Genomic DNA, 25,010 nt, shown 5'->3' with positions numbered 1-25,010 from the left:
GGATATCGCAGCACGCTCCGTGCCCGTAAAGGGCCCTAGCTTCATGATACGACAGAATTCGACGGGTGAACATCAAATTTTTCCAAAAAAGAGGGAACCCGGCCTCTCTCATCAAGGAGAATTCCGGGTTCCCGTATAGACATGTATTCGAAGATTTGCCGATCAGTGGCTGATCATCAGCGACGGATCCGGCTGGCTTCCGTCTGTGGCATCCGCGGCGGCCGGCTTCGGTCTGCGCAGAATGAGGCACAGCACCACGCCGACGATCGCAAAGCAGGAGGCCAGGAAGAACACATCGTCAAAACCCTGCACTGCCGCGTTCAGCGGATTGCCTCCATGGCTCGCATGAGCGGTGGTGCGGCTGATCAGGTAGCCTGACATGCCGGCGACCGCAAAGGACACGACGACCTGCTGGGCAGCGGCGGTCAGCGGCGTCACCCGGTTCACCAGCTTGCGCGGTGCGGCGTTCAGCACGTGGGTATTGAGCGGCATCATCGACAAGCCCATGCCGAATCCGAGCATGAAGAGCAGCGGCATGATACTCCACAGCGACGTGTCGGCCGTAATATGCGACAGGCTGAACAGCGCTGCCGAAATGAGGAGAAGGCCGATAATCGCCACCGGACGGGCGCCGTATTTATCGAAGAACTTCCCGCCGATCGGCATGCCGATCCCGGAAGCCAGCGCCTGCGGGAGCAGGATGAAGCCGGTCTCCAGCGGCGTAAACTGGCGGATCTGCTGCAGGTACAGCGGAACGAACAGCATCGAGCCGAACAAGGCCGCCTGCATGATCCAGGAGAGAATGATGCCCCGGGTAAAATCCGAGGAGCCGAAGACGCGCAGCTCCAGCAGCGGGTTCTTCTGCCGAAGCTCCACGGCGATAAAAATCAGCAGGGCTGCCCCGCCGACGATGAGCCCGGTCAATGCGCCGGTCGAGGACCAGCTCACGCTGCCTCCCTCATTGACGCCGTAAGCCAGCATGGCGAAGGCGATCGGAGCCAGAATCATGCCGATCAAATCGAGGTGCGGAGTCTGCTGCCGATCCGCTGTCGGCAGAAACTTCACGCCCAGGATGACGCCGACAATCCCGATCGGAACGTTAATCAGGAAGATCCAATGCCAGTTCACATACTCCACCAGCCAGCCCGACAGAATCGGGCCAAGCGCCGGCGCGAGAAGCATCGGAATGCCGAGCAGCCCCATGATCGAGCCGCGGCGCTCCGGAGGAGCGAGCTTAAAGACCAGCGCCATGCCGATCGGCGCGACCATGCCCCCGCCAATCCCCTGGATGACGCGGTAAATAATCAGCTGGGTCGACGTCTGCGCCATGGAGCAGAGCGCCGATCCGATGACAAACATAATGATGGTGGCAATGAAAACCTGTTTGGAGCCGAAACGGTCGGTCATCCAGCCGGCCAGCGGAATGACTGCCGAAAGGGCCAACGTATAACCGGTAATCGCCCATTGAATGGTCTTCAGGTCGGTGTCAAAGTAGCTCACCAGGTTCGGCACCGCCACGTTGACCACGGTGCTGTCCAGAATGACCATGATCATACCGACGATAATGGCCAGCATGGGCGGAATGATCTTTTTCAGCGAGAATGGAACTTCTGCGGCGGGATTGCCCGCCAAGGTTTTAGACATAAATCTCTCCACTCATTTCTATATATAGTTTGGTTTCCCGTTCCACTCTAGCTGTATTGGTGAAAATAGTGCTCAAACAACGTGTCAATCTGCTCTTCAAGCGGCGCGATATGGATGGTTGAGGCCATATCCTCGTCGCCTTCGGCCAGAAAGGACTTCATGATGACCGGGAAAAAGATCGCCCCGTACAGCTGCATCAGCATCTTCCGGATGTTATCGTCGTCTTCCTCACCGGTAATTTCCCGGACCGTCCCGATCAGCCGCCGGGTCTTCATCACCTTGCAATAATGCGAGTACTCATGCTGCGACTCGAAAATAACGCGGGTCTGATCGATCATCTGTCTCACCAGCCCCGGGTATTCCTGCAGATGGCGGACATAGCGGTAAAAGAACTGCTTCAGCCTTTCCCTCGCCGGCATCGTGTCGTCTTCCAGCGCGTTAAACACGTCCTCGAACGTCAGCACAAGGGAACGGATGGCCTGGGTGATCAACTTTTCCTTCGAGCCGAAGTGATAATTGACCAGCGCGAGGTTGGTGTCCGCCTTGGTCGCGATCCGGCGCAAAGTGGCACACTCAATGCCTTCATCCCGAATCAGCTCGACGGTGGCTTTTAATATATCGTGTTTGGTGTCGGTTCCTGAGGTATGACCTGCGGTGTCTTCCTTCATCGGTTCTTTCACCTGCCCCCCCTCTCCTGTCATGCAGCAAATTTAAACAGTGTTTAATACGTTGTTTAATTTACTCTCGGCCGCCCCCTTTGTCAATATTTATCTGTAAAAAAATACATAAGGATGCACCGGGATGTCGGGCACAAAAAAGGCCTGGCAGCATCATGCTGACAGGCCTCCCGACTATTTCATCGTGCGATTGCTTTATTAAGTGACTGCGTTATTGGCAGTGAATCACGATATCCAGCGGATAACGGCCGGCATTCCGGCCATACAGCGCGATCCCGCCTTCATCGGCCTGAAGCTCCAGCCGGAACCGGCGGCTTCCGTTCAGCCGCGACGCGATCCGGCTCGGCACTTCTGAGAGCTTGAGCCGGGTCATCCAGCAAACAAGGGCTTGTTTCCCGCGACCTTACTCTTTTCCCCGGACCGTCAGTACAGCGGACTGCACGTCTTGGGCATGCCGGCCGATCTGAATTTCAAATTCGCCGGCTTCGACGACCGGATTCAGATCACGGTCAATGAAAGACAGTTCTTCGTGCCCGATCCCGAACGTGACCGTCTTCGTCTCACCCGGCTGCAGCCAAATCTTGGCGAAGCCTTTCAGCTCCTTCTTCGGCCGGGTCACCGTGCTGACCTTGTCGGAGATGTACAGCTGGACCGTTTCCGCTCCGGCCCGGCTGCCGGTGTTGGTCACCGTTACCGCAGCCTCCGCCCGTCCTTCCGGCGTAATTTCCGCCGGCGAGACGGTCACCGGGCCGTACTCGAACTCGGTGTAGCTGAGCCCGAACCCGAAAGGATAGGCCGGCTCCAAATCCGTCTCCAGGTAGCGCCGCCCTGTCGTACGCTTGCTGTTATAACGGACCGGCAGCTGGCCGACATGCTTCGGAACGGAGAGCGTCAGCCGGCCGGAAGGGTTCTCGTCGCCGAATACGATATCGGCGATCGCGTGGCCGCCTTCCTGTCCCGGGTACCATGCCTCCAGGATAGCATCGGCATGTTCGTCGATCCACGGCTCCGCGACCGGCCGGCCGTTGATGTACACCACGACCAGCGGCTTCCCGAGCTTGGCCAGCTCCTCCGCCAGCTCCCGCTGCACGCCGGACAGCCCCAGCGTGGAGCGGTCGATGCCCTCGCCGCAGTCCATGTCGCTGTGCGGGCGGTCCGTCACGACCGACGCACCCGTGCGCAGGTCGATCGTGCCTTCGCCGAAATCGCGCGCGCTCGACCCGCCGAGCACGAGCACGATCGTGTCCGCGGCGGCTGCCGTCTTCAGCGCCAGGTCGAAGCCTTCCCGGCTGTCATCCTTGACCCGGCAGCCCGGCGCGTACAGCACCCGCTCCGGCGCGTGCGCCAGCTTGGCCCGGATGCCGTCCAGCACGGTTGACACCTGCTCCCGCGGCTGCGGGGAGGTATAGTCGCCGAGCTGATTGTACACGTTGTCGGCATTCGGTCCGATGACCGCGACCGTCCCCGACTCCTTGGACAGCGGCAGCGTGTCTCCCTGATTCTTCAGCAGGACGATGCCTTCGACGGCCGCCTGGCGGGCGAGCCGGATGTGCTCCTCGCTGCCGATGACGCGGGCTGCCCGTTCCGGGTCGACATAAGGCTGCTCGAACAGACCCAGTTCAAACTTCGCCTTCAGTACGCGAAGTACCGCTTGGTCCAGTGTCTGCATCCGGGTGCGCCCGCTCTGCACAGCCGCTGCCAAGTGCGCACGGAACATGTCGCCGGACATTTCCATATCCACGCCGGCGTTCACCGCCATGGCTGACGCCTCCTGCGGGTCTGCCGCCGTGTCATGCCCCCACACCAGCATGTTGATGGCACCGCAATCGGTAATGACGAATCCGTCGAAGCCCCACTCCTTTCGCAGCAGGTCTGTAAGCAGATATTTATCGGAGGTGCACGGCACGCCGTCGATTTCGTTATACGCGGTCATGACCGATTTTGCACCGGCCCGGACCGCCGCCTTGAACGGCCGAAGGTCCACCTCGTGCAGCTCGCGCAGCCCCATATGAACCGGCGCGCTGTTGCGTCCGCCTTCCGAGCTGCCGTAGCCGGCAAAATGCTTCAGCGTCGCAATGACGCTGTCCGCGGCGTCCAGCCGCTTGCCCTGCAGCCCCCGCACCGCCGCTTCCGCCATCACGGAAGCGATCCACGGATCTTCCCCGTACGTCTCCTCCGTCCGCCCCCACCGGGGGTCCCGGACGACGTCGAGCACAGGGGAATACGTGGCCGCTCCGCCCTGGCTGCGCGTCTCCAGGGCGATCGCCCGGCAGATCTCCTCATACAGCTCCGGGTTCCACATGCTGGCCAGCGTCAGCGGCACCGGAAACACGGTCGCCCCGATCGCCATATGACCGTGCGAGCACTCCTCCCCGAACAGGATCGGGATGCCGAGACGCGAGTGCCGGATCGCGTACCGCTGGATCGCGTTGATCGTCTCCGCGCCTTCCTTTGGCGACAGTCCTGTCGCCAGCGTTACTTCCGTCCACGGATCGGCGCGCAGCACGCCGTACAGCGAACCGATGCCGCCTCGCTCAACTGCCTCCTTGAACGCTTCGTCCAGCGCGATGCCTTTTTCCTCCCGCCGGTACGTTTTCCAGCCGAACAGCTGCACAAGCTGCCCGACCTTTTCCTCCAGCGTCATGAGGCTGAGCAGATGCTCCGCTCTCGTCTCGCTGCTCAAAGCAGAATCTTGATAACTCACTGGATCTCCCTCCATATCCCTTCGTCCCGCTGCATCCTCTGGGCTCCGACGGTTACAAGGGCTGCGCCGACCTGTAAACGGAATCGTTGGGTCGCAAGCTGCAGCATCTCATTGGCCTTCTTCCAGAAATGCTTCGGTTTTTTTATGTATTCATATAAGTTGAAAATTGAAATGGATAATGGGGCAAGCTGCCTCGTCCCCGTCTTAAATGACAATTAGCCAACCCCCGGCCTCGCGGCCGGGATATGTTGGCTCCTTGCACTTGGTATGAATCGGCTTATTTGCCGGTGTTCCACTGGTCGTATGCGGCTTGGTACAGTTCCACGATGCGGTCAGACCCCATCTTTTTCACTTGGGCCACGTATTTATCCCAGTTGGAAAGCGGCTCCTGCCCGGTAATGAACTTCGCTTCCATCTGCTGCACGTAGGTATCGAGGTCAGACATCAAGGCGGACGCTTCGCTCTGCTGTTCGTTCGTCAGATAGACGTTCGGGAACGGCGATTTGCCGATTGGCGTCAGCTTCTCCGCATTCTCCTTGTCAATCCAGTCGTCGAACTCAGATCTGAGGCCTTTGGTCACTTCCGGATCGTTGACGCCCGGCGTCAGGATGCCGAAGTTCGGCGTAATTTTGCCTCGGTATTCCTCGCGGTCGCCGCCACCCGGTACCGGCAGCCATTCTTTGACGTGGTTTTCCTTGTCTTTGTACTTCCACAGCACGCCTTCCGGTCCTTGGTTAAACAGCGTCGAACCCTCATAGCTGTACAGATAGTCGATCCAGCGCATCGTCGCTTCCGGCGCCGGGTCCTTGCTTGTGATCGCAAACGTGCCGTTAGCCGACATGCCCGGATGCTTGCCGTAAACCGGCGTTCCCGCAATTTCGCTGGCAACCGGTGTCATGAGCGGGTTGTCCGAGCTTGGCTCGCCGCCCAGCGTGAAGTAAGGGAAGTAGTCGTTAAACAGGCCAATCTGGTTGTTTTGTCCTTTGGCCTTTTTCTGGTCGGCCGTCTGCGAGAACGTCTCGTGATCCAGTAAGTCTTCCTTCCACAGCTTGTTCATGAAGGTCAAGTAACCCTTGTAGCCTTCTTCTTGAGGGGAGTAGTGTACCTTGCCGTCCTTGTCTGCGTAAATCTTCTCGTCATACATGCCCCAGAATCCGAAGAAATACATCCGCAAATCATCCAGCTTAACCGAAGTCAGCGGAATTTCATCCTTCTTGCCGTTGCCGTTCGGGTCTTCATCCTTAAAGCGTTTGAGCAGCGTATACAGCTCGTCGGTCGTCTTCGGCAGCTCGGTTACGTTCAGCGCCTTCAGGAACTTGCCGTTATACCACATCGGGCTGCGGTACCAGACGGCGGCCGTGTCGATAAACGGCAGGGCATACATATGACCGTCAGGCGTCGTAAACGACTTGCGTACATCCGGATGCTCGTCGAGAATTTTCTTGATGTTCGGCGCATAGCCTTCGTCGATGTACTTTTCGAGCGGAATCAGGACGCCCTGGGTTCCGTACGTCACCTGCTCCGACGGCTTCAGGTCAGCCGCATACAGCATATCCGGCAGATCGCCGCTGGCGAACATCAGATTCTTCTTCGTTTCAAAGCTGTCGATCGGCGAAAGCTGGTATTCCAGATGGATGCCCGACAATTTCTCCATTTCTTGCAGCACAGGCATTTTGTTCCAGTCGGCCACGCCCGCGTCCTGGGACATGACTTTCAGCGTGAGCGGCTTATCCACGATCGGAAAGCCTTCCTTCTTGACTCCCTCCACGGTCGCCGAACTATCGGATGATGCGGATCCGCTTCCTCCGTCTCCCTTAGAAGATCCGCAGGCTGCAAGCAGGCTGGCGGAAATCGTCAGGCAGAGCAGAATGGATGATGCTTTGCGAAGATTTTTCATGACAACAACTCCCCTTTTAAAGTTATTGATCTATGGCAAGATCAGCCCTTAACCGAACCGATCATGACACCTTGCACAAAATAACGCTGAAGGAACGGGTAAATGACAATCACCGGAATGGTGGCGACAATAATCACGGAATACTTCACCAGGGCGGCGATTTCCGCCTTGTTGTTCATCGCGGCCGCCGTGGAGGCGTCGATCGCTCCTCCGCCCTGCGCGGCCATTTCCTGCAGCACCAGAATCTGGCGCAGCACCAGCTGCAGCGGGTATTTCGCCGAGTCGTTCAGGTAAATGAGCGCCGAGAAGTAGCTGTTCCAGTTGCCTACCCCGTAGAATAGGGCCATGACCGCGATGATCGGCATCGACAGCGGCAGGATGATCTTCACGAACAGCCGCATGTTTGTACATCCGTCGATCTGCGCTGCTTCCTGCAGCTCCTTCGGAATCGAGCTCTGGAAGAACGTCCGTGAGACGATGATGTTCCAGATCGACGCGGCCGACGGAATGACGATCGCCCACATCGTGTTGACCATGCCCAGCTGCTTCACCAGGAGGTACGTCGGCACCAGGCCGCCCCCGAAAAACATCGTGACCATGAACATACCCATAAAGAAGTTGCGGCCGACAAAGTCCTTGCGGCTCAGCGCATACGCCGCCGGCAGCGTCACGAGCAGGTTGATCGCGGTCCCGACCACGGTGTACAGAATCGTGTTGCCGTACCCCGTCCAGATGCTTGTGTTCTCGAACACCCGCTTGTAGCCGTCAAACGTAATGCCTTTCGGCCACAGCCACATCTCCCCGGACCCGACCGCTTTCGGGTCGCTGATGGAGGCGCTGACCATGTACACCAGCGGGTAGAACACGATTAGAAACGCCAGAAACACATACAGGTAATTGAAGGCGAGAAAAACTTTATCCCGCCGGGTTTCTCTGACTCCGGATAACATCGAAGCCCCTCCTCTCTACCATAAACTGTTCTCGCTCGTACGGCGGACGATCTGATTGACAACGATGAGCAATACCGCATTGATGACCGAGTTGAACAGGCCGATGGCGGTCGAGAAGCTGTACTGCGCATCCACCAGACCCGAGCGGTAGACGAAGGTGGAAATGACGTCCGACGAGCTCATGTTGAGCGGGTTTTGCAGCAGCAAGATTTTCTCAAAGCCGACCCCGAGCAGGCTACCCATGTTGAGGATGAGCAGAATGGTCATCGTCGGCACCAGCACCGGGATGTTGATGTGCCGCAAGCGCTGGAAGCGCGTGGCCCCATCGATAATCGCCGCCTCATGCAGCCCCGGATCAACGCCCGAGAGCGCGGCGAGATAGATGATCGTGCCCCAGCCGGCGCTCTGCCACACGTCCGAGAAGACGTACATCGTCTTAAACCAGCGCGGGTCGGTAAGGAAGTCCGGCGCTTTCAGGCCCAGCCCCTCGATCATGTGGGTGACGATCCCCGTCGAAGGCGAAAGGAACGTGATAATCATCCCCGCCATGACGACCATGGAAATAAAGTGCGGTGCGTACGTAACCGTCTGGGACAGCTTCTTGAAGAAGCCGTTTCGGACTTCGTTGAAGGCCAGCGCCAGAATGATCGGGATCGGAAACCCGACGACCAGCGAGTACAAGCTGATGCTCAGCGTGTTCCAGAGCAGGTCCCAGAAGTAGTAGGAATGAAAGAAGCGGACGAAGTGGTCGAAGCCGACCCACGGGCTTCCCGTAATTCCTTTTGTCGGAATGAAGTTTTTGAACGCGATCTGGATGCCGTACATCGGCCCGTAACAGAAAATAAGAAAGTAGAAAAAGGCCGGCGCAATAAACAGGTACAGCTCCCAGTTCAGAATGATGCGCTTCCACAAGCTTTTGTGGGTTTTCTTTCTCGGCATCACAGCCGGCGGGCCTGCGATGGCAGCTTTTGTCTCATGCATCGTATCACTCCTTCTCTGGTAGGTTGTTTGTTGCCTTTATCTCTCCGTGATGACGGATGTTAAAGCCCGAAAAAGGCGGGTGAACAAGGTTTGTGATCTAAACGTATTCGATCGGTAAAACCTTCGTAAATATGTCATTTTCCACATGAACCTGAAATTCAGGGCAAAACCCGTACGAACAAGAAGAAAATCGACCGGTTTTGGCCAGAGGAATATGTTGTTTTTGCATCGAATTCGGGTGAATCTGGCTACACTTAACATATAATGATAAATTAACTTACACAGTCATGTGTTGTATACTATCTGAACAAGGAAGAGTTTTGGTTAAACTTCCTCTTGTGAGCCCTAAGACGATGTGCCCTGCAAACTGTCTCGCATTGTTTCCTCCCTTTTTACTAAGGGAACAAAAATTTCGGCTGACCAGCATCTAGGCGATAGCCCATTCTCATTAGGGCAATTAAACAAACCAGGCAAGCAGCATAGCGTCCTCGTTTCGAACAGAATCCTGAGAGAGCTTCCGATCGGTTCCGATGGTTTCGTACAATGAAGAAACATGCCTCTTCCATGAAACCTTCTCCTTAGATGAAACATCCTTCTTCGGTGAAGCTTCCATCTTCAACGCATCTATCGGCGGCCGATCCTCCACCAAATGTCCCTGTTTCTCGGCCACGGTTTTTGATCGTTAGTTAAGCCTGCCCGTTTCCCCCGCATCTCGCTTCAGCTGCGAGTGATAACGCTTACACTAAACATATCGGAGCCCCCGCCATGCGTAAATATGTCGTTTTCGCTCCCCCATCAAATCGGCTTGAAATCTGGCTCCGGTGCTTACATTCACTTGGGATTCAGGAGCCCGAATATGTCATTTTTGATGATTTCGATAGCCTTTAAGGTGTATATATCAAAAATGACAATTCCCGCATGAGCCCTTATGCGGCGCGGTTTTGCGGCAGGTCAAAAATAACATGTATGCGTTTACATCGATTTTGCCGGCGCAACCGGCTGACAATGGCGTTCGGTCATCTCACTTCCCCCTTTTGGATGCTGTTGCCCGATAATCATTATCGCCGGATGCACTTCGGACAAGACGCATGGCAACATCAATCATCCTTAATGCTTCTTCGAAAGATATTTGCGCACACCAAAAAGCCGCCTCATCAGATTTCAATCTGATAAGGCGGCTCTCACCGCTGCCGCGGGATTCAATCAATAATCGAACCACTCGTGCTTCTGTCCGTCCTTGTCGGTTAACTCCACACGAATGGCCTTAACCTGAAGGATCACATAATCCGGATCATCCGGGCCGGAAAAGTCCGCGCTGAACTCTTCCCGCCAAATCTGCTGGCGGAGAGCTTCCTCCGTGTTCACGGATAATTTTCCGTCGATCTCCACCGTTTCCCGGGAATCATTCTCCCCATGCCCTACCAGCAGCGACACCGGCGTCTTGCTTTCCAGGTCCCAGGTTTGGCTTTTCCGATTTGCAACAAGATAGATGCTCAGTCCTTTGTTGTACTTCGGCATCCGGCGCAGCCGCGGCTTCTGATTCTCCACCGTCGCAACGGCGGCGTATTCGTGGTGATCCAGAATTTTGGCAACCTCATGCTCCATGGCGAATTTAGCTTCCATTAATAATTACACCCCTTCTCTTCTGACATAACCGACGAAGGGGCGCGAGCCCCTCGTTCATTGGAAATCGTTGAGATCAGCCAAGGTAGGATTCAAGCATCCATACATGCTTATCCAGGTCCGCCTGCATCGCGATCAGCATATCCGCGGTTGGGTGGTCACCGGCGCTTTCCGCCAAGTTGATGGTGTCATGCAGTTCCTTGCTTACCGCCGAGAAGTCATGGATGAGCGACTGCACCATGCCGCGCGCGTCCTCTTTTCCTGTAGCTTCCGCAATCGTGGCGATTTTCAGGTACTCTTTCAATGTAGCAGACGGTCTGCCCTTGATCGCCAGAAGGCGTTCGGCGATTTCGTCCGTTTTTTGCGTAACGTCGTTGTACAGTTCCTCGAATTTCGTATGCAGCGTAAAGAACTGTTCTCCTTTTACATACCAGTGATAGTTATGAATTTTCACGTAAAGTATGCTGAAGTTTGCCACCTGCTGGTTCAATGCCTGTTCCAATGTTAATGTCGTTGTATTTGTCATCATTTATCCCATCCTTTTTTATCAGTCAGTGAAGGCCTTCGGCAAGCCTTTCGGTTGTAAGCTTTCTTCTGTAACTAAATTGTACACAATTTAGTTACAGTAAATCAATATGCCATTTCTATCATTTTAATCCCAACCAGGCATGGGTACGATTTCACCCCCCTTCTACTGCCGCCCTTCGATTTTGATACCGTTGGACAATATGCACCCAGAGGCACAGCAGCGGAAGATAGACGTACAGCAGGGTCAATCCGGCCCAGGTTACCACAGAATCCAGCTTGTCAATCGTCTTGGGTCCTTGTAATACGGCGATAATGACAAATGACATCCCGCATGTGAACCATACCAGCGGCTTGGATCTCAGTGGGGTGACCTGCCTCAAAATTCTGGTTCCTGCCCACATTGCCATACATACCGGCGGCAGAATCACGATAAACCAATTGAACACGTACACGTAATCGAACCGGTCGATGAACGGGAGCCGGGCCACTTTCGACAGGATCAGCGTCGGCCAGATCGTATGCTCCAGCTGCTGAACGTTAAAGAACGCCAATGTGACTATAGCGACGATTAAGTAAAGTACTGTGGAATGGGCTACGGCGATATGAGCCCATTTCCGGGACTTTTCCGGATGCTTGATAAAGGGGTGCAGCAGAAGCAGAAACTCCACCCCGTAAAATAAATTGAGCGAATGAAACGCCGACTGGGCATATTCACGCGGCGAATGGTTCAGCAGCGGCAGGAAATTCGTCCAATGGGCATACTGCAGCGGAAAATAAATCGATACCAGGAGCAGGGTGGGAATGACGACGCAGAAAAAGCAGATTCCCGTGATCACCCGCAGCCCCCCGGTCACGATATATACGGCGGTCAGCAAAATGAGCAGGCATACGAACCAGAACGGCGTCGTGGGAAACGCCCAAATATGGATGACCTCCATATAAGACCGGATTTGATAGACAATAAACAGCAGCATATAACCGTAGAACAGGAGATTCATCCCTCCTCCCAGCCATTTGCCGAACAACTGCCGATGCAGGTGGAGGATATCGCCTCCATCCGCGTGCTTCATGATCGCATAAATGATCCACACGACCGCGTGCAGGCTGAGGCCGACGAGCAGTAAGGATAACCAAGAATCCTGCTGCGCCCCCTTAATGTTCCGGCTTTGAAAGTTCAGCATGGCAATGCCTGTCTGCGTTCCGTGAATCATAAACCACAGCAGATAGGGGGATACGGTTAAGCTTTCTTTGATCTGTCTGGGCATCTTCGACCACCTGTCCTTGTCATTCTCCGATTCCCGATTTGGTCAGTTGAAGGTTGATAGCGATATCGAAGGCCGTTTTCGGATATATCCTTTCGTAAAATTCCTTCTCGTCCCAGTCCCGGGAATATGCCCTGACCAAATCCCCTACGCCCAGCGGATCCACGCCGCTGTCCCTCAGTTTGGCGAGCAGCGACATCAGGCGTTCCCGTATCTGCTTTTCCAGTTGGCGGTCTACCTCGCGATCATTGGAGTCCTTTCTTAAGTCCATCCATCTCGGATACTCCTTCACCATTCCGCTGATCGCGAGCTGGACTTGAATATGCAAGCCATCTGCCCTCATGACCGCATGCTTGGATTCCCTTCCATAGCTCACTGAAAATAGGGCCGTCCCTTCCTGCCCGTGCTTTTTCAGGGTAAACGGAATTTCCCCGCGCATGGAATATCCCTGAAGCAGCTTATAATAGAACATTTCCTCCGGATTCAAGGTGAGTTTTAACCGGTCCTCCTTGAAAATGCCAAATCCCGATACCTGCAATCTGCCCGCAGCGTTTAACCGGATGACCGGAAGCGAAACATCCCTTCCCAGGCCATGGTAATCAAACAACATCGTCGAGAGGTTGGACCTCGGAATATTCCCCGATTTCATATTCTGCTCAATGAGATGGTACGGCAGCTCTCGGCTGCCCTGCTCGGCTATGACCTTGGCCAGGGACGTGACCGGCTCCTCCGATACGGCCACCGTCAAATAATTGCTGATCAGCGGGTTGCGGCAGATCGAATTGATGAAATACGAAAGGCCGCTCTCCGCGAGCTCCCGGCTGAACAGGAGCAGCCGCAGCTTCTCGATTTTGACCGGCTGGGCCGACTGGCCGTTCATTTCATTCAGGACGAGCTGGGTCTGCTCCGCCCGCCCCTGCAGCGTGCCGACCTTCCCCCTCTGCGTAAAATCGCTGTAGAGAGCGGTCCCGATATAACCTGGGCGGCCGTCGTCAAATCCGAGCACCGTGACGATACGGATATTATCGACCATTCGGTCGTTGCCGCATCCCGCGAGCACCAAGAAGATACCGACAGCCCCCAGCCTTCTTGCGAGGCTACTCATGCTCAATATCCTCCTTGTCTTCACTCGGGGTATACCGCTTAGAATCCAGGGGCCTCAGGTAAACGTTCCGGTTGGTGATATACCGGTACGATCGCCGTACGAAGCTGTCACCGAAATTGCCCGTCCGCAGCGGGAACAGCGGCAGCAAGTACGGGGTGCCGAGGGATTTGAGCCGCAGCAGGTGGCCCAGCAGCAAAAAGAGCCCGGCCACAATCCCGAGCCCGCCCCATAGGCCGGCCAGCAGGATCAGCGGGAAACGCAGGAGGCGGATCGTATTGGCCATTTTAAAAATCGGAGTCGTAAACGAGGCCAGCGCCGACAGCGCCACAATGATCAGCAGGATGCTGCTCGCCAGGGCGGCTTCCACCGTGGCCTGGCCGATGACGATCCCGCCTACGATGCCGAGCGTCTGGCCGATTTTGGTCGGGAGCCGGGCTCCGGCTTCCCGCAGCAGCTCGATCGTCACTTCCAGGAAGAGCGCCTCCAGCACGGGAGGAAGCGGGACATGGGTTCGGGACATGATCAACGGCTCCAGTATATTTTCCGGAATAACCTCGAAATGATACGTTAATACGGCGACATAGACTGGCGTAACAAAAATGGAGAAGATGACGCTGAGAATGCGGACGATACGAAAGAAAGACCCGATAATCCAGGGCAAATAATAGTCCTCCGGCGATACGAAAAAGTCCAAAAACGTGGAAGGGCCCGTAAAGACATAGGGTGATCCGTCCGCGAACACCGCGACCTGTCCGGAAGTAATGGCGTAAGCCACCCGGTCTACCCTTTCCGTCGACAAATAAAGCGGGAACGGGGAGTTGGTATGATCGGATATAATCTGATCGAGAATCGATGTGTCGAATACGACCTCGAAGTCGATCTTGCCGAGCCGCTGTTTCATCGTTTCGATATGCTGCGGATTCGTCACTCCGTCAAGGTAAGCGATCATGACCTTCGTATTGGACAGACTGCCGACCGAAACCTCCTCGATCACCAGCCTCGTGACCGCGATTTGCTGTCTCAGCAAATGGACATTGACATGAATGTTTTCCACAAAGCCGATTTTGGGTCCCACGACGCTGAATTCATTTTCGGTCTCGTTGCTTTGGCGGTGTCCCTGTTCGGTCTGGTTGATATTAACGATCAAAAAAGCCGGCTCTTCCGACGCGATCTGGAGGATCACATACCCTTTGACCAGCTTGGACTCGACTTCCGACGTATCCTCGGTGATTTGCGCTTCATCGAACGGGATGCGGTTCTGAATGTCTGCCAGCCGATGAATGTCATCAACATGCTGCTGGATTTCAGCGATAAGATAACGGTTGATCTTCTCCGCATCCACAAGAGAAGAATAGTAGCTGATCCGGATCCGGTCGTCCTCCGCAAAGGGCGAAAACTGCCGGAAGTCGCTGGATTTGGCGGCTTGCTCCAATATTTCACGGAGGGTCTTGGGTGCATCAGGCTTCATGACGATTTCCTTTCCTGTGAGAAAATGAGCATGATCCCATTATGTTCGGGGCCCGGTCAAAACATACCTGAAGTCAAGGGTGCAGCAAATGGAACAAAACAAAAAGAACCCCCAAGGAAAGCCGGCTGTCCGTATCGGCTCATTTAGGGGTCCTTCGATTAGCTCAGCGCATTTTTCATAAACCTAAAAATATCTTCTTCGCTCATTTCATTCCTCCGGAACCCTCGGCTTATTCACGTCATCCGGAATCCGCTCATCGAAAACGTCCTGGCCCGGGAAATCCCGGACATGGCCTTCGTGCAGCTCATGATTCTCGTAGTCGAATCGGCCCGAGCTGCGCTGGTCCACCCGCCATGGCGTGCTTTTTCCCAGCTGCTCGGCGTTGACCGGCGACCCGTAGGGCCCGTCTGGAAACTCCTCGAAGGCCAGATCGTTGCGCTGCGACTCCACGGTCGACAGGTCTGTCGAAAGGGCCCGCTTCTCATCCTTCATTTCTTGACTCATGGGCGATTCCTCCCTACGTTTTCGGCTCCATGCTGCGAGGCATACTTAGACCCGATCATTCTCCTTATTATGGATGGAATAGAGCAAAGTATTCTGGTGGAAATCGTTGACAAATGATGATAAGCGAATTATTATAAAAACAAAAATACAATTTGTTTTTATAGGAGGTTTTAAAATGCCTCAATTCTCTCCAGCTGAAAAAGAAAAACTACGTCAGGATTTAATCGATGCCGGTAAAAAGTTGTTTGCGGCCCAGGGTCTTAAAAAAACTTCACTGGAACAGTTAACCGCCGCAACCGGGATCGCCAAAAGCACCTTTTACGCTTTTTACGACAGCAAGGAAGCCATGTACCTGGATCTCCTGGAGTTGGAATCTGCCGGGATGGAGGAAAGAGTGTGGGCCGCTGTAGGGAAACAGTCCGATGCTTATAGCGGAATTATCGCATATCTGCGCCAAATGGTTCTCGAGTTAAAAACCAACCCGCTGACCAAAAAGCTCATTATGCATCCCCAAGAAATGGAGCTATTGCGTCGAAGGGTGCCCCCTGAATTCATCGCAAGAAAACTGCAGCGCAACGTTGTCCCTTTAATGAATTATATCGAGCAGCAGCAAATCAAAGGAGAAATCATCAACAAAGACTCGGGAGTCATTATAGGTATGATGCGGGCAGCCATGCTGATCGAAGTCCATAAACAGGAATTTGACGAGAAGCTTTACGACGAAATTGAAGAAATGATGTTCCATGCGGTTGCCAGTGCTTTAACGTTATCGCCAGTATCCACAAAGGAGTGATCCAATTGGAATTCCATCAACTCTTAGATTGGGCTTTCCAAAGACACTTGAATCCGTTAAGTTGGTATATCCGCCCCATTTTTTTAATCGTATTGGCTTTTTTCGCTTACAAACGAAACTGGAAAGGTATGATGATCACTTTCTTACTTATGATGAGCAGCATGGTTTGGTTTCCTGCACCGAAAACGATCAATCCCCAGATGGAGGCCGTATTGGATTATGAAAAAATGCTTTTGAGTGATCCAGGTTCGGCCGTATTTACGCTAGCATTTATGATGGCTTTTGTCGTATCCATGGGCGTTGCATTCTGGAAGCATTCTTTTAAAATCGGCCTGGCTATTCTGAATGTGACCCTGATTGGAAAGGTCGTATTGTCGTTGATGTTGACCGGAGATAACGGATGGGCTCCCATTGGCAATACCCTCTTCGGACTGCTGTTAGTCAACGGGATTGGCTTGGTACTGTTACGGCTGCAAAACAAACAAAGATGGACGAAGATTCATTAATTATCCGGGAGGCCTTTAACGATCCAGCGGTACGCTATAACGACAGCGTTCCGCTGTTTTTGTTGTCTGTTCCCCAAACGATCTCGGGCAAATCGAAAATGCTTCCCCTAACCTCAGTTGCCCATCATCGCCCACGCCCCCCTCTAAAAAAATATTTCAAAAATTTCCTCCAGATATATTGTCTTCCGCAAATCTGCGTGTTAATATAGCGACAAATGAACAAATTGTGAACATAAACGAGCATATATTGCGCAAATAATACTCATTTATGTTTGGTTTGGGCATTGAATGTTCATTTTCGCTTGAGTTAAGGGGGAATGATGAATCGACAGTGTGTGGCATATCAGCAATATGGATTTGACGCTCCGGCTGCTGTTATCGGTCGCCATGGGCGGATTGATCGGCATGGAACGCGAATGGAACAATCACGCCGCCGGCTTTCGGACCCATATCCTGGTCTGTCTCGGCTCGGCGTCCATCATGATCCTGTCTATGTACGGCTTTGAAGCCTTCGTGGACGAAACGAACGTCCGCCTGGATCCGGCGCGGCTCGCTGCGCAGGTGATCAGCGGGATCGGCTTTCTCGGCGCGGGAGCCATTCTCCGCTCGGGACAGACGGTATCCGGACTGACGACCGCCGCTTCGGTATGGGTCGTGGCCGCGATCGGACTGTCGATCGGCGCCGGATTTCTCTACTCGGCCCTTCTGACGACCGGACTTGCTTTTATCAGCCTGTTTGCCCTGAACAAATGGGAAAAGCTTATCATGCACCGCAAGAGGAACTTCGATTTCCTCATCCGGGTGCCCGACAAGCCGGGCATGCTCGTGACGGTCGCCAGCGAGCTGGATGTGCTTGGCATCAAGATCAACAATATCGAAATCCGCACGCCCGACGGGCTGGCGGATGCCATGGTCGAACTGAAATTCCATATCCGCTCCCCAAATCCGATGCAGGTGGTTGCCGCCATGGACAAAATATCTTCCCTGCCCGACGTGCTTGGCATTGAATCGTCGGGAATCTCCTCAGAATTCGCACAAAAATTTTCCGCAAACAACAAGTATTCCAATTTCAAGATGTAATCGAACTGACGGCAAGCCTGACTAATGAGCAAAAATGAACAAATGTAAGCAAACGCATATGCGATTTGGCGGAAAGGATGGTTATATTGCTGGCAGCTGAACGAAAAATGAGAATCGTCGAATTTGTCAGACAGCATCGGTCGGCTTCTGTCGGCACGTTAGCCAAGGAATTCGGCGTTCATGAAGCGACGATCCGGCGCGACCTGGCCGAGGTCGAGCAGGAAGGGCTTCTGAAACGGACGCACGGCGGCGTTATTGTGGAACAGCTCACACACCACGAGCCTTCGTTCAACGAAAGATCGGGCATCCAGCTCGATCAGAAGGAACGCATCGGCCAGAAGGCGGCAAGCTTGGTGGAAGACGGGGATCACATCATTTTGGACTCCGGCACGACCACGCTGCACATCGCCCGCAACCTGGTCCACCGCTCCAACATCACCGTCATTACCAATGACATGAACGTGGCGGCCGAGCTTCGGGACGCTCCCGGCGTCAAAGTGACGGTCACCGGCGGGGAACTGTATCCGTCCAGCTTCATGCTGAACGGCATGTTTACGGATTACGTGCTGCGTTCGGTACACGTATCCAAAGCTTTTATCGCGACCACCGCGATCCATCCCAAATACGGCCTTACGCTTCCGGAAGCCCAGCTGGTTGTCGCCAAGCAGGGCATGATCGCGGCCGCCCAGGAAGTCATCGTCGTCGCCGACGAAACGAAAATCGGCAAAATTTCGCTGTATAATGTCGCTCCGAATAGCTCGATCCATACCCTGATCACGGGCAAAGAAGTTGCGGATTACGACATTAAACAGTTTCAGGACGCCGGCATTCAAATTTTAACCGTCTGACGGAACGCAGCTCCTTTCAGGGGAGCTGACGATGACGTCAGACCCGAACGATGATAAGGAAATCCAGTATTTAAAAAAACCAAATAACGCTCACATGGAGGTGTTCCCTGATTTGAGTACGACTACGCAAACGGTGGACTCCCGGTCGCTCCGGCTCACCCACCCCCACCATGTCGAAGAAATGACGATGGATCGGACCGTCACGGAAGGTTTCGTCGTCATTGAACCCACTTTGGCCAGCATCTGTCATGCCGACCTGCGGTATTTCGGAGGCCTTCGGAAACCCGAAGTCCTTGCCCGCAAGCTGCCGATGGCCCTGCTTCATGAAGGCATCGGGAAAGTCGTCGGCGGTTCCTCCAAGCTTCAAGCGGGACAGCGGGTCGCCATCGCGCCGAACCTGCCGGGCTATCTGCTGAACGGCATCAAGCACGATGAGTGCTGTCCGGCCTGCCGGGGAGACATTCCGGAGAATTACTGCTACAACGGCAAGTTTCTTGGGAGTACGATCGACGGTATCGCGCAGAGCCGGCTCGTTATTCCGGAGGCATGCGCCATTCCGATCCCGGATTCGATTCCGGATGACATTGCCGTGCTGGCGGAGCTGTGCAGCGTATCCTACCGGGCGATCCGCCCCGTGGCCGATCTGCTGGACAGCGCACAGGTCGCCGTTTTCGGAGACGGCCCGGTCGGCTTCCTGACCGCCGCCATGCTCCATTACGCCTTTGGCGTCAGCACGGAGCGCCTGACGGTATTCGGCGCCATTCAGGAGAAGCTGGAGCATTTCACGTTTGCCCGGACCGAAATGGTGCAGGAATACGATTTTCAAGGCGGCTGGAAGGTTGATGTCGTGCTGGAATGCACAGGCGGAAGATTTAGTGAAAGCGCCATCAATCAAGGGATCGACTTACTTCTCCCTGGGGGCCATCTGATCGCCATGGGCGTCAGCGAGGAGCTGGTTCCTATCAATACGCGGGATGTGCTGGAGAAAGGCATTACGATCCACGGCAGTAGCCGCAGCTCGCACAGCGATTTTCGGAAGGTGCTTGAAGTGATGCAGCAGGAGGAATGTCAGGAGACGCTCCGGCAGTTGGTGCCGGATGACTATATCCCGGTGAGCAAGGCAGAAGACTTTGCGGGCGCAATGGAATCTGCCCTGGCTCACAGAGACTGGAAAAAGATGTACCTCGATTTTCGCTGGTGAGAGAGCGAAAATCTTGTTCAATAGTGTACCACACAAGCGGGTTGAAGTAAAAACGGCTGGAGGATGCCCAGGCATTCCTCCCTCCGTTCTTCATCATATGAAAGCGCTTGCCGTGGACGATGAACCCAAACAACACATAGCAACCGCTGGTGAAGGAGGAATCCGTGTGGCATCCATTGAGTTGGTCGATGTATCCCAATCGTTTGACAAAAACACCATCATCCCCCGTCTGAACCTGAAGATCGAAGACGGCAAATTCACCGTCCTGGTCGGTCCTTCGGGCTGCGGCAAGACCACCCTGCTCCGCATGATCGCCGGGCTCGACCGCCAGACTTCGGGGTCGGTTCTGATCGGCGGCAGCGACGTATCCGCCATTGCCCCGGGCCAAAGGGGCGTAGCGATGGTGTTTCAGAACTACGCCATTTATCCGACGATGTCCGTACGCGAGAATATCGAATTCGGCCTGAAAAACAACAAAGTACCCAAGGAGGAACGGACACGGCTCGTGGAAAGCATCAGCGAGACGGTCGGACTCCGCCCTTACCTTGACCGCAAGCCCTCCACCCTTTCGGGCGGCCAGCGGCAGCGGGTGGCGCTCGCGCGGGCGATGGTCAAGAAACCTTCGGTGTTCCTGATGGACGAGCCTCTGTCCAACTTAGACGCCAAGCTCCGGGTGCAGATGCGCGTCGAGCTCATCGAGCTGCACAAGAAGCTGGGCTCCACCTTCGTCTACGTCACGCACGATCAGGTCGAAGCGATGTCCATGGCCGACACCATCGTGCTGATGAATCAGGGAGAGATTCAGCAGGAGGCTTCGCCGGCTGAAATTTACCGCGAACCGGATAATCTGTTTGCCGCGCAGTTTATCGGGGTCCCTCCGATGAACGTCGGCGACATGGGGCAGGACGGAGTCCGCTTTGGCTTTCGTCCAGAGCACGGGCTGCTGTCCACCGAGCCGGCGGATGCCCATTTTACGGCCAAGGGCGTCATCTCCACCCGGGAAATGCTCGGCTCAGAGACCATCTACCAGGTCCGTACCCGGGACCATTCCTTTATGATCAAATGCACCGAAGACCTGTTCAGCGTAGACCAGGACATCTATCTCTCCGTGGACGAATCCAAGCTTTTTCTCTTCGGAGCGGATGACAAGCGGATTTACCGCGATGACCGACGGCATAACACCTACCTTCATGCGCTAAGGGGTCGTTTCCAATGAACCGGCGCAGAGTATGGGAGACGACCAGGCCGTACGCGCTCATTTTGCCGGCGATGATCGCCTTGTTCCTGTTCGTGGTCTACCCGGTCTTTTACCTCATTAAATTAAGTCTGTATAAATACAACCTGCTCAATAAGGACAAAAGCAAGTTCATCGGTCTTGACAACTACCGGGAAATCTTCACCCGGGACGATTTCTATCATGCCCTGGCCAACACCGCCGTCTACACGGTGGGCGTCGTGCTCTGCACCATGCTGCTCTCGCTCGGCGTGGCCGTATGGCTGCGGAAGCGGTCGCGGTTCAACGCCATTCTGCAGGCCGGCCTGTTTACACCGCATATCATTTCGATCGTCTCCATCGCGCTCGTCTGGATGTGGCTGATGGAGCCGGGGCATGGCCTGCTCAATTATGTGCTGAAGGCCTTCGGACTTCCGGGATCACCCTGGCTGCAGAGCTCCAGCACGTCCATGATCTCCGTGATCCTGGTCTCGGTGTGGCACAGCATCGGCTATTACGCCCTCATTATGGTGGCGGCGCTGCAGAGCATTCCCCCGACCATCTACGAAGCCGCTGCGCTGGACAATGCCAGCAGGTTCAAGGTGTTCTGGAAAATTACGCTGCCGCTGATCTCGCCACAGTTGTTTTTCATCCTCGTCATCATGACGATCGGCTCCTTCAAGGTGTTCGATACGGTCAAAATCATGACCGGGGGCGGCCCCAACGGCTCAACGACAACGCTCGTGTACTACATCTACGAGTTCAGAACGACCAGCATCGGCTTCGCTTCGGCCACCGGTGTCGTGCTGATGGCGATCATCGCGGTGCTGACCTTTGTTTACTTCAAAGTCCTTGCCCAGCGGATTCACTACCAATGAGCCGCACCATGGGCAGACAACAACCTGAGGGGGTGCTTTTCCCGTGCTGATCCAGGAAAAGAAACAAGTCGGCGGGAAGCTGCGTTACCGGATCCGGGACCATGCGTCCCTCCGGCTTCTGAAACGGCTTCTCGGCTTCGTGGCCAAGCTCGCCGTGCTGATCGTGTTTATTTTCCCGTTCCTGTGGATGATATCCACTTCGCTGCAAACCTTTGAGGAGACGCTGGCCTTTCCGCCAACGTGGATTCCCGCCGCACCGCAGTGGCATAACTTTGCCGAGGCCATGAGGTCGGCTCCCTTCGTAACCTATGCAAAAAACTCGGTCATCATCACCGTCTCCGTCATCGTGCTGCAAATGATCGTGATGATTCCGGCGGCGTACGCATTTGCCAAATACCGCTTCTGGGGCCGGAACCTGCTGTTCGGCATCGTGCTGCTCGCCTTCATGATTCCAGGGCAGGTGACGTTCATTCCCGTCTACCTGATGATGGCGGATTGGGGCATCAACAACACCCTTCTGCCCCAGATCATTCCGTTCATGGCCAATGCCTTCGGAATTTTCCTGCTCCGCCAGTATTTTATGCAAATCCCGCAGGAGATCATTGAGTCCGCCCGGCTGGACAATGCCAGCGAGTTCAAAATCATGCAGAAGATCATGATCCCCATGGCCGTTCCCGCCTTGGCCACTGTCGCCTTGTTCAGCTTTGTGAGCCATTGGAACGACTACTTCTGGCCGCTCGTCGTCACCGACTCGACCGCCGTCCGGCCGCTGACGATCGGGATCGCCATGCTCCGGGAATCCGAGGGCGTATCCAACTGGCATATCATCATGGCGGGCAACGTTGTGCTTGTCCTGCCGATCCTGATCGTGTATTTGTTTGCTTCCAAGCAGATCGTCAAGGCTTTTGTATACTCCGGTATTAAATAAGCTGTCGCTATAACGATTTAAATCACCTGAAAATGGAGGAGTTTCTGTGAAGAACAAGTTTCCATTCATCGCGCTGACACTGGCGCTGATCATGACTTTATTGGCAGGATGCAGCGGAGGCGGAAGCGGGTCCGAAGGCGAAACGGCTGGCACGGACAGCAAGGCCGCTTCGGGAGAGGCATCCAGCAATTCCGGTAATTCCGGCTCTGGCAAGGAGACCATCCAGTTCTGGCACTCGATCGGCGGCAAGAACGGGGAGTTTCTGGACGCCATGATCAAGCGGTTCAACAGCTCCCAGGACAAAATCGAGGTCGTCGGAACGTTCCAGGGCAGCTACCAGGAAACGGTAACCAAGCTGCAGCAGGCCGTTGCGGCCAAGACCGCGCCGGACGTGACGATGCTTGAGCGTTCCAACGTGCAGCTGTTCGCGGACGCGGAAGTTCTGGAAGACCTGACCCCCTACATGGAAAAGTCCGGCCTCAGCAAGGACGATTTTGAAGAGGGGCTGATGGGGCATTCCTATTTTAACGATAAGCTGGTCTCCCTTCCGTTTAACCGCTCCACGCCGGTGATGCACATCAACAAGTCGATGCTGGACGAAAAAGGCTTGTCCATCCCGACAACCTGGGACGAATTGAAAAAAACAGCCGAAGCGCTGGTCGTCAAGGAAAACGGCGAGGTGAAACGCTACGGGTTGACGATGCCGTACGATACCTGGTATCCAATCGCCATGATTACGCAGGCCGGAGGCAAGTTCTTCAACGATGAGGGCACGTCCGTCGGTTATACGACCGAGGCGTCCAAGACATTCAAGTATCTGAAGGAGCTGCAAAATGCCGGCGCCCTCTACTATCCGCCAAGCCAGGACTCCGGCAACATTACGAATCAAATGTTTACGAGCGGTAAAGTGGGGATTCTTTTCCAATCGACCGGTTCGATCTCCGGCCTGACTCAAGGTGCGAAGTTCGATTACGTGACGGCATTCCTTCCGCAGGATAAGCAGTACGCTACTCCGACCGGGGGCGGCAACGTGGCCATGATGGCGGCCTCCAAGCATAAGGATGCGGCCTGGGAGTTCATGCACTGGCTGATGACCAGTCCGGAAGGCGCGCAGCAGTTCGTTATCGATACAGGCTACCTGCCTTTCACGAAGCAGATGGTCGAATCGGACGCCATCAAGCAGCTGTGGGAAAAGGAGCCGAACCGGAAGGTGGCTTTTGAGCAGCTCCAATATGCCGTTGATACCAACAAGAGCGTCCAGTGGCCGCAGGTCGAGCAGGAGTTTAACAAGGCGATCCAAGCGATCATGTACGATAACAAAGACGTTGATGCCACGCTGAACAGCTACAAGGAAGAAGTGGACCGGATCTTGAAAAATTAACGTGATCCCATTCCCGCCAATAACAAGGAGGTACACTGTCTTATGCTAGAGCATTTGCAGCAGCTGCAGTCCATCGTGGTGTCCGGACACCGCGGCTGGAAGTCCGCTTATCCGGAAAATACGCTTTTGTCTTTTCAACAGGCGCTGGATCTCGGCGTCGATATGCTGGAGCTGGACCTGCGCATGACCCGCGACGACGTCGTGGTGGTCATCCATGACGCCACCGTCGACCGGACGACAGACGGATCGGGCCCGGTCGGCGATTATACGCTGGAGGAGCTGAAGCGGCTGGATGCCGGCGGCTGGTTCGGCAAAGTGTTCGAGGGACTTAAAGTTCCGACCTTCGAGGAATTCTGCGAGCTGATCGCCCCTTATCCGGACGTTCTGCTGAACGTGGAGATCAAACCGGACGAACGGGCTCTGGAAACCGCGGACGCCGCCATTGTCCAGCTTGCATCCCGCGGGGAGCTTCACCGGTGTGTATTTACCAGCTTTGACGCCACGGTTCTGGTGCATATCCACGACAAGCATGGCCTTAAGACACAGGGCTTTCCCGGTGAGCAGATGCACAACTATGTGCCGGGACCCGAGGGGACGATTTCGAAAATGTGGGCGGTGGGACTCAGCATGAAGCTGCTGACGCCTGCCCGGGTGAAGGAATACGAAGATCTGGGCATCCTGCCGTGGTGCTACTGCCCGGACGACGATCAGCAGGTCTACTACGCGCTCGGCTGCGGTTCCCTGCTGATGACGGTGAACAACCCGCTCCCGGCCATGCGGATTCGGGAGCAGATGGATCTCTCCCCCACAAGTTTCATGCCGCAGCCGTGAATGTCCTG

The 25,010-nt window shown here is 55.0% G+C and carries 23 protein-coding genes; 10 read left to right on the top strand and 13 right to left on the bottom strand.

From position 1 onward, the window contains the following. Nucleotides 1–162: 162 nt before the first annotated feature. The 13 genes from ABID47_RS20865 to ABID47_RS20805 form a co-directional block, all read right to left on the bottom strand. Nucleotides 163–1,644, bottom strand: a complete 1,482-nt coding sequence (locus tag ABID47_RS20865) for a DHA2 family efflux MFS transporter permease subunit (RefSeq protein WP_354499547.1) — start codon at nt 1,642–1,644, stop codon at nt 163–165. A 47-nt stretch (nt 1,645–1,691) separates the two neighbouring features. Next, nucleotides 1,692–2,324, bottom strand: a complete 633-nt coding sequence (locus ABID47_RS20860; RefSeq protein ID WP_354499545.1) for a TetR/AcrR family transcriptional regulator — start codon at nt 2,322–2,324, stop codon at nt 1,692–1,694. A 208-nt stretch (nt 2,325–2,532) separates the two neighbouring features. After that, complete coding sequence (locus ABID47_RS20855) at nt 2,533–2,694, bottom strand: hypothetical protein (RefSeq protein WP_354499543.1); 162 nt, start codon at nt 2,692–2,694, stop codon at nt 2,533–2,535. A gap of 30 nt (nt 2,695–2,724) precedes the next feature. Further along, nucleotides 2,725–5,025, bottom strand: coding sequence for a glycoside hydrolase family 3 N-terminal domain-containing protein (locus tag ABID47_RS20850; protein ID WP_435530648.1), 2,301 nt, complete (start codon nt 5,023–5,025; stop codon nt 2,725–2,727). Nucleotides 5,026–5,302: 277 nt separating this feature from the next. Then, nucleotides 5,303–6,922, bottom strand: a complete 1,620-nt coding sequence (locus ABID47_RS20845) for an extracellular solute-binding protein (RefSeq protein ID WP_105444387.1) — start codon at nt 6,920–6,922, stop codon at nt 5,303–5,305. 41 nt (nt 6,923–6,963) lie between these two features. After that, on the bottom strand, nt 6,964–7,872 hold the full coding sequence (locus ABID47_RS20840) for a carbohydrate ABC transporter permease (protein WP_076173532.1): 909 nt from the start codon (nt 7,870–7,872) through the stop codon (nt 6,964–6,966). Nucleotides 7,873–7,887: 15 nt separating this feature from the next. Beyond that, nucleotides 7,888–8,811 (bottom strand): ABC transporter permease, encoded by a 924-nt coding sequence (locus tag ABID47_RS20835; protein ID WP_354499726.1) that lies wholly within the window; start codon nt 8,809–8,811, stop codon nt 7,888–7,890. 1,245 nt (nt 8,812–10,056) lie between these two features. Continuing rightward, nucleotides 10,057–10,476 (bottom strand): pyridoxamine 5'-phosphate oxidase family protein, encoded by a 420-nt coding sequence (locus tag ABID47_RS20830; RefSeq protein ID WP_326105872.1) that lies wholly within the window; start codon nt 10,474–10,476, stop codon nt 10,057–10,059. 76 nt (nt 10,477–10,552) lie between these two features. Then, nucleotides 10,553–11,002 carry a Dps family protein gene (locus ABID47_RS20825; RefSeq protein WP_354499724.1) on the bottom strand — a complete coding sequence of 150 codons (450 nt, stop codon included), beginning with the start codon at nt 11,000–11,002 and terminating at the stop codon, nt 10,553–10,555. 154 nt (nt 11,003–11,156) lie between these two features. Beyond that, the gene (locus ABID47_RS20820; RefSeq protein ID WP_354499538.1) at nt 11,157–12,269 is read right to left on the bottom strand and encodes a GerAB/ArcD/ProY family transporter; all 1,113 of its coding nucleotides are present in this window, start codon (nt 12,267–12,269) and stop codon (nt 11,157–11,159) included. A 19-nt stretch (nt 12,270–12,288) separates the two neighbouring features. Then, nucleotides 12,289–13,371 carry a Ger(x)C family spore germination protein gene (locus tag ABID47_RS20815; RefSeq protein ID WP_251678126.1) on the bottom strand — a complete coding sequence of 361 codons (1,083 nt, stop codon included), beginning with the start codon at nt 13,369–13,371 and terminating at the stop codon, nt 12,289–12,291. Next, a complete protein-coding gene (locus ABID47_RS20810; RefSeq protein ID WP_354499536.1) occupies nt 13,364–14,839 on the bottom strand; it encodes a spore germination protein in 1,476 nt (491 codons plus the stop codon). The genes ABID47_RS20815 and ABID47_RS20810 overlap by 8 nt, the downstream gene beginning before the upstream one ends. A 207-nt stretch (nt 14,840–15,046) precedes the next feature. After that, the gene (locus ABID47_RS20805; RefSeq protein WP_076172932.1) at nt 15,047–15,343 is read right to left on the bottom strand and encodes a hypothetical protein; all 297 of its coding nucleotides are present in this window, start codon (nt 15,341–15,343) and stop codon (nt 15,047–15,049) included. Nucleotides 15,344–15,518: 175 nt separating this feature from the next. Here ABID47_RS20805 and ABID47_RS20800 point away from each other — a divergent pair, with 175 nt between their 5' ends. From ABID47_RS20800 to ABID47_RS20755, 10 genes are all read left to right on the top strand, one after another. Beyond that, nucleotides 15,519–16,136 carry a TetR/AcrR family transcriptional regulator gene (locus tag ABID47_RS20800; protein ID WP_354499534.1) on the top strand — a complete coding sequence of 206 codons (618 nt, stop codon included), beginning with the start codon at nt 15,519–15,521 and terminating at the stop codon, nt 16,134–16,136. Nucleotides 16,137–16,141: 5 nt separating this feature from the next. Beyond that, nucleotides 16,142–16,642 carry a hypothetical protein gene (locus tag ABID47_RS20795; RefSeq protein ID WP_354499532.1) on the top strand — a complete coding sequence of 167 codons (501 nt, stop codon included), beginning with the start codon at nt 16,142–16,144 and terminating at the stop codon, nt 16,640–16,642. A gap of 351 nt (nt 16,643–16,993) precedes the next feature. Then, on the top strand, nt 16,994–17,722 hold the full coding sequence (locus ABID47_RS20790; protein WP_076172979.1) for an MgtC/SapB family protein: 729 nt from the start codon (nt 16,994–16,996) through the stop codon (nt 17,720–17,722). A gap of 86 nt (nt 17,723–17,808) precedes the next feature. Beyond that, on the top strand, nt 17,809–18,570 hold the full coding sequence (locus ABID47_RS20785) for a DeoR/GlpR family DNA-binding transcription regulator (protein WP_116234532.1): 762 nt from the start codon (nt 17,809–17,811) through the stop codon (nt 18,568–18,570). A 112-nt stretch (nt 18,571–18,682) separates the two neighbouring features. After that, nucleotides 18,683–19,771, top strand: a complete 1,089-nt coding sequence (locus tag ABID47_RS20780; RefSeq protein WP_354499530.1) for an alcohol dehydrogenase catalytic domain-containing protein — start codon at nt 18,683–18,685, stop codon at nt 19,769–19,771. Between the two features lie 166 nt (nt 19,772–19,937). Next, nucleotides 19,938–20,987: an ABC transporter ATP-binding protein gene (locus tag ABID47_RS20775; RefSeq protein WP_076172927.1), complete on the top strand. Its 1,050-nt coding sequence runs from the start codon at nt 19,938–19,940 to the stop codon at nt 20,985–20,987. Then, complete coding sequence (locus ABID47_RS20770; protein WP_089549057.1) at nt 20,984–21,862, top strand: carbohydrate ABC transporter permease; 879 nt, start codon at nt 20,984–20,986, stop codon at nt 21,860–21,862. The genes ABID47_RS20775 and ABID47_RS20770 overlap by 4 nt, the downstream gene beginning before the upstream one ends. Before the next feature lie 187 nt (nt 21,863–22,049). Continuing rightward, complete coding sequence (locus tag ABID47_RS20765; protein ID WP_084204006.1) at nt 22,050–22,790, top strand: carbohydrate ABC transporter permease; 741 nt, start codon at nt 22,050–22,052, stop codon at nt 22,788–22,790. Between the two features lie 46 nt (nt 22,791–22,836). Further along, entirely contained in the window at nt 22,837–24,171 is a 1,335-nt protein-coding gene (locus tag ABID47_RS20760; protein ID WP_354499527.1) for an ABC transporter substrate-binding protein, read from the top strand. Between the two features lie 42 nt (nt 24,172–24,213). Beyond that, a complete protein-coding gene (locus tag ABID47_RS20755; RefSeq protein ID WP_354499525.1) occupies nt 24,214–25,002 on the top strand; it encodes a glycerophosphodiester phosphodiesterase family protein in 789 nt (262 codons plus the stop codon). Nucleotides 25,003–25,010 lie beyond the last annotated feature (8 nt).

Source organism: Paenibacillus favisporus, assembly GCF_040545415.1.
Taxonomy (GTDB): Bacteria; Bacillota; Bacilli; order Paenibacillales; family Paenibacillaceae; genus Paenibacillus_AQ; species Paenibacillus_AQ favisporus.
Note: the sequence above shows the minus strand (reverse complement) of the source record. Positions and strands in the feature narration are given on the sequence as shown.